The 4711-nt window shown below is 70.3% G+C and carries 4 protein-coding genes and 2 pseudogenes; 4 read left to right on the forward strand and 2 right to left on the reverse strand.

Features of this window, described 5'->3' with window-relative positions:
- The 3 genes and pseudogenes from K2X24_RS00860 to K2X24_RS00870 form a co-directional block, all read left to right on the forward strand.
- A pseudogene (locus K2X24_RS00860) lies at positions 1-75 on the forward strand (30S ribosomal protein S15); the annotation flags it as partial.
- A 205-nt stretch (positions 76-280) separates the two neighbouring features.
- Positions 281-2449: a polyribonucleotide nucleotidyltransferase gene (gene pnp / locus K2X24_RS00865; RefSeq protein WP_292493793.1), complete on the forward strand. Its 2169-nt coding sequence runs from the start codon at positions 281-283 to the stop codon at positions 2447-2449.
- Between the two features lie 268 nt (positions 2450-2717).
- Positions 2718-3575, forward strand: coding sequence for a DUF3108 domain-containing protein (locus K2X24_RS00870; protein WP_292493795.1), 858 nt, complete (start codon positions 2718-2720; stop codon positions 3573-3575).
- A gap of 25 nt (positions 3576-3600) precedes the next feature.
- On the opposite strand, the gene K2X24_RS00875 is transcribed toward K2X24_RS00870, so the two are convergent.
- Positions 3601-4035 carry a translation initiation factor 2 gene (locus tag K2X24_RS00875; protein ID WP_292493797.1) on the reverse strand — a complete coding sequence of 145 codons (435 nt, stop codon included), beginning with the start codon at positions 4033-4035 and terminating at the stop codon, positions 3601-3603.
- Between the two features lie 248 nt (positions 4036-4283).
- On the opposite strand from K2X24_RS00875, the gene K2X24_RS00880 reads away from it, so the two are divergent.
- Complete coding sequence (locus K2X24_RS00880) at positions 4284-4502, forward strand: DUF2892 domain-containing protein (protein ID WP_055950811.1); 219 nt, start codon at positions 4284-4286, stop codon at positions 4500-4502.
- A 116-nt stretch (positions 4503-4618) separates the two neighbouring features.
- Here the strand turns inward: K2X24_RS00880 and K2X24_RS00885 are convergent.
- Positions 4619-4711 (reverse strand): annotated as a pseudogene (locus tag K2X24_RS00885) (GlsB/YeaQ/YmgE family stress response membrane protein); the annotation flags it as partial.

Raw genomic sequence — 4711 nt, forward strand, 5'->3', positions numbered from 1 at the left:
CTGCTCGACTACGTCAAGCGCAAGGACGAGGCCCGCTACCGCAGCCTCATCGAGCGTCTCGGCATCCGCCGCTAAGCGACGGCGTTCACGCGGTTCCGGGCCCGGCCCGGGGCCGCGTTTTGACAGTTCGGGCTGCCGGAATGGGTCCGGCCACCCGAAGACCCGGGCGACTTGAAGGCGCGTGCGCCGGGGACAGGATCGCGGGGGCGTCCATCGGGACGCTCCCGCCATCTTGCCCCTGGCGGCGCCGGGTTCGCCCGACCGCAGGAAGGTGAGACATATGTTCGATATCCAACGCGAAGAGCTGATGTGGGGCGACCGCAAGCTCGTCCTCGAGACGGGCAAGGTCGCCCGCCAGGCCGACGGTTCCGTGATGGCGACCTACGGCGAGACCTCGGTGCTCGCCACCGTCGTGTCGGGCAAGGAGCCCAAGGCCGGAATCGACTTCCTGCCGCTGACCGTGAACTACCAGGAGCGCGCCTACGCCGCCGGCCGCATCCCCGGCGGCTACTTCAAGCGCGAGGGCCGCCCGTCCGAGAAGGAGACCCTGGTCTCCCGCCTCATCGACCGCCCGATCCGCCCCCTCTTCGTCGAGGGCTGGCGCAACGACACCCAGGTCGTCGTCACCGTCCTGACCCACGACCTCGAGAACGATCCCGACATCCTCGCGATGGTCGCGGCCTCGGCGGCGCTCACGCTGTCGGGCGTGCCCTTCATGGGCCCGATCGGCGCAGCGCGCGTCGGCTACGCCAACGGCCAGTACACCCTGAACCCGCTGGTCGCCGACCTCGAAGCCTCGACCCTCGACCTCGTCGTCGCCGGCACCCAGGACGCCGTCCTGATGGTCGAGTCCGAGGCCAAGGAGCTCGACGAGGAGGTCATGCTCGGCGCCGTGATGTTCGGCCACAAGCACTTCCAGCCGGTCATCGAGGCGATCATCCGCCTCGCCGAGAAGGCCGCCAAGGAGCCCCGCAACTTCCAGGCGCCCGAGAACGGCGATGTGGAAGCCGCCGTGCTCGAGGTCTGCGAAGCGGATCTGCGCGCCGCCTACAAGAACACCGTGAAGCAGGAGCGCTACGCCGCCGTCGACGCCGTGAAGGCGACGGTGATGGCCGCGCTCTGCGCCGAGGGCGCCGAGAAGTTCCCGGCCGAGAAGGTCAAGGCCGCGTTCAAGGAAGCGCAGTCCAAGGTCGTGCGCTGGAACATCCTCGACACGGGCTCGCGCATCGACGGCCGCGACGTGCGCACCGTGCGCCCGATCGAGTCCCAGGTCGGCGTGCTGCCGCGCGCCCACGGCTCGTCGCTGTTCACCCGCGGCGAGACCCAGGCCCTCGTGGTCGCGACGCTGGGCACCGGCGAGGACGAGCAGTTCATCGACGCGCTGGAAGGCACCTACAAGGAGACCTTCCTGCTGCACTACAACTTCCCCCCCTACTCGGTGGGCGAGACCGGCCGCATGGGCTCGCCCGGCCGCCGCGAGATCGGCCACGGCAAGCTCGCCTGGCGCGCCGTACACCCCGTGCTGCCGCCGGCCCACGAGTTCCCGTACACGATCCGCGTCGTGTCCGAGATCACCGAGTCGAACGGCTCCTCCTCGATGGCCTCCGTCTGCGGCGCCTCGCTGTCGCTGATGGATGCCGGCGTGCCCCTGCGCCGTCCGGTGGCGGGCATCGCCATGGGCCTCATCCTCGAGGGTGAGCGCTACGCCGTGCTGTCCGACATCCTCGGCGACGAGGACCACCTCGGCGACATGGACTTCAAGGTGGCGGGCACGGAAGCCGGCATCACCTCGCTGCAGATGGACATCAAGATCGCGGGCATCACCGAGGAGATCATGAAGGTCGCCCTGCATCAGGCGCAGGAAGGCCGCGTCCACATCCTCGGCGAGATGGCCAAGGCGCTGACCGACGCCCGTCCCGAGCTCGGCGAATACGCGCCCCGCATCGAGACCATGCAGATCCCCACCGACAAGATCCGGGAAGTGATCGGGACCGGCGGTAAGGTGATCCGCGAGATCGTCGAGAAGACCGGCGCGAAGATCAACATCGACGACACCGGCACGGTCAAGATCGCCTCCAGCGACGGCAAGGCCATCAAGGCCGCCTACAACTGGATCCGCTCGATCGTGGCGGAAGCCGAGCCGGGCATGATCTATGACGGCACCGTCGTGAAGACGATGGAGTTCGGCGCCTTCGTGAACTTCTTCGGCGCCAAGGACGGCCTCGTCCATATCTCCGAACTCGCCGCCCAGCGGGTCGCCAAGGTGACGGACGTCGTCAAGGAGGGCCAGAAGGTCAAGGTGAAGTTCCTCGGCCAGGACGACCGCGGCAAGATCCGCCTCTCGATGAAGGTCGTCGACCAGGAGACCGGCGAGGACCTCACCGAGAAGCTCAAGGCCGAGCGCAACGCCGAGCAGGACCGCGCCCGCGGACCCCGCCAGGAGGCGTGAGGCGGCATCCGGCCGGGTGCGCCAGCGCCCGGCCCATGCGCTGGAACAAGTGAAGAGCGCGGTCCTCGCCGGGGCCGCGCTCTTTCTCGTTCGAGGGACAGCGCGGCGGATGGCTCACTTCAGGGGAGGGCGGCCCCGTATGCCGGGTGCCGAAGCGCGCATCGCGGGCGGTGCGGACGGTGGTAGCGTCATCGAGTATGCGCAGACGATCCGTGCGCGGCAGGAGCGAGGCATGAAGGCCGTGTGGAGGCGCAGGGGAGCCCGGGCCATGCCGCGAATCCCGGCCGTCGCGCTCCTGGCCCTCGTCTCCGGCGCCTCCGCCGCGAACGCGGTCGGCGAGATTCCGGCCGCCCGCTTCAGCATCGCCTACAGCCTGAGCTTCCTGAACCTGCGCGTGGGCGAGGCCACGCTGGCCCTCGAGCGGGCGGATGCGCGCTACGCCCTCGAGGTCGAGGCGGGCCTGCGCGGCCTTGCCGGCTTCTTCCTGGACGGGACCGGCAAGGCGGTGGTCGCCGGCGCGCTGGGGCGCAACGGGGCGGCCACGGCGACGTTTCGGCTCGACAGCCGCTATGCCGGCAAGCCGGTCTCGGTCGTGCTCGACCTCGCGGGCGGCCGGGTGCGCAGCGCCACGGTGGAGCCGCCCCCGGCCCCGCGCCCGGACCGGGTGCCCGTGGCGCCGGAGGACCGGGTCGGCGTCGTCGACCCCCTCACCATGCTGATGATTCCCACGGGGCCCTCCGCCCTGGAGCCCGGCCTGTGCGATCGGCGCATCGCCGTCTTCGACGGGGCGACACGGGCCGATCTCGTCCTGTCACGCGGCAGCGTCCTCACGGTGACGGAGGGCGCCTATCGCGGACCCGCGCTGGATTGCCGGGTGCGCTGGGTCCCGATCTCGGGGCATCGCGCCCAAGGGGCCAACGTTCGCCGCATGGCCGAGAGCGACGACCTCCACGTGCGCTTCGCGCCGGTTGCCGACGGCACGCTCCTGCTGCCGCTCTCGATCGCGGTGGCGACGGGCTGGGGCACGCTGCGCATCGACGCCACCCGCTGGGGCGACGCGGCCCCGGTCTCCCCGGCCGCCGCAGACCGTGCGAACGTCAAGGTCCGCCTGCCGAACGCGCGGTAGCGACGGGAATCTCAGCGGTCCGGAATCAGCTGTCGGGGGCTTGGCGCCGCCGGTTGCGCTGGGCGCTCGGCAGGGCGGAGGGCACCAGGGAGACGCTGACGGGGTTCGGCGTGTGATCGAAGGCGGCGCCCGTATAGGCGTCGACCCCGATGCCGATGACGCCGCCCGCGAGCACGTTGCCCGCCATGCCAGCGGCGCCTGCGCCCACCACCTTGGTGCGGACCGGGACCGTCTCGGGCCGGAAGCCCGGCTTGACGAAGGTCACGTCGAACTCGTCCGAGCGCTCGACCTCGAGGGAGCAGGGCGTGGCGGGGCAGGCATAGCCCTTGGTGGTCGTCATGGTCGCGCCGGGCGGCTCCGTGAGGAAGGCCATCTTCTCCGTCGTGCCGCGCGTGATGCTGCCGCATGCACCGAGACCGACCGCGATGAGCATCGCGGCGGCCATTCCTGACGTGTTCATTCCTGCCCCCAGTCCGTCGTTCGAGCGATTTTTCGCGACGGTCCGAGGGTTGTGATGAACGGAGATGTAATCGACAAGGTTGTATCAATGCCGGCCGCTCGAGCCGTCCGGCCCCGTGGCTGAAATGCCACAAATAGTCCCACCAAGATCCGGATGCGGCCGTCACCGCGACACGCGGTCGGCGCAGAGCGTGGAACGCCGCTCCGCCCACCGCGTTCGCCCCGCGACGCAACATAGGAGCACCCGCCATGGCCAATGCGATGATCCAGGACATCTTCAGCGGAACCCCGAACCTGACCACCACCGAGCGGGCGGTGTCCGTGGTCCTCGGCCTCGGCATCGCGGCGGCCGCCGCCCAGCCGCGCCCGAACAAGTGGCTCAGCCTCGCCGCCCTCGTGGTCGGCGCCGGCCTCGCAATCCGCGGCGCCACCGGCCACTGCGCCGTCAAGGCCGTGACCGAGGCCTGAACCGCTCGAAGCCCGGTGCCATCCGGCATCGGGCGGATCGGCCGTGATAAGCGGACACGAAAAAGGGGCGCCTCGATGAGGCGCCCCTTTTTCGTTTGTCCCGGATTCGGGTCGGATCAGAGCGTGGTGGTGGACCGGCGGCCCTGGATGAAGCCGTAGATCGCGAGCACGACGATGGCGCCCACGACGGCGCCGATGAGGCCCGCGCC

The sequence above is a fragment of the Methylobacterium sp. genome (assembly GCF_019750675.1).
GTDB lineage: Bacteria > Pseudomonadota > Alphaproteobacteria > Rhizobiales > Beijerinckiaceae > Methylobacterium.